This window comes from Pseudomonas sp. 2822-17 (assembly GCF_002742485.1).
GTDB lineage: Bacteria > Pseudomonadota > Gammaproteobacteria > Pseudomonadales > Pseudomonadaceae > Aquipseudomonas > Aquipseudomonas cyclaminis.
Genome location: NZ_LJRZ01000332.1, coordinates 1 through 447, shown reverse-complemented (window position 1 = coordinate 447; position 447 = coordinate 1). Strand labels below are relative to the sequence as shown.

Genomic DNA, 447 nt, shown 5'->3' with positions numbered 1-447 from the left:
GCCAAATCACTTTTCAGAAATTAAACCTTTTGAGACAAGAAAATTTTCAAACTTCAATATTTCAATTGAGTATTCATCTGAATATGCACAGTATTCAGTCGAAGGCTTCTTTTATGCTCGTAACTACCAAAAGGGAGTCCCAGCAGTAAACACAATTTCTTTCTACCTTTAATTCTTTCTTATTTTTTTGATATTAATTCTCATTCTTATTCAAACAAAGAGACTAATTCAAACTAGGTTCCTTTTCTACTTAACATACAAATATAATATCTTTTTACGCTACTATAATAGAAATTTCACAATTACCGACTCAATGATAGAAGCTACTCCCGCTGCGGCTAGAATAAAAATAATCACTGTAAAAACATGTGGAGCAAACACATAACCTGCCGATAAAAATACACTACACCATACCCCCATACACCAATGACACGTAAATAACTCTCC

General features: G+C 32.4%; 1 protein-coding gene. It reads right to left on the bottom strand.

Going from position 1 to position 447, the window contains the following annotated elements; translation table 11 throughout:
* Positions 1 to 282: 282 nt before the first annotated feature.
* Positions 283 to 447: DUF1360 domain-containing protein (locus AOA60_RS34530; protein WP_143522404.1), on the bottom strand; the 165-nt coding region annotated here is incomplete at its 5' end.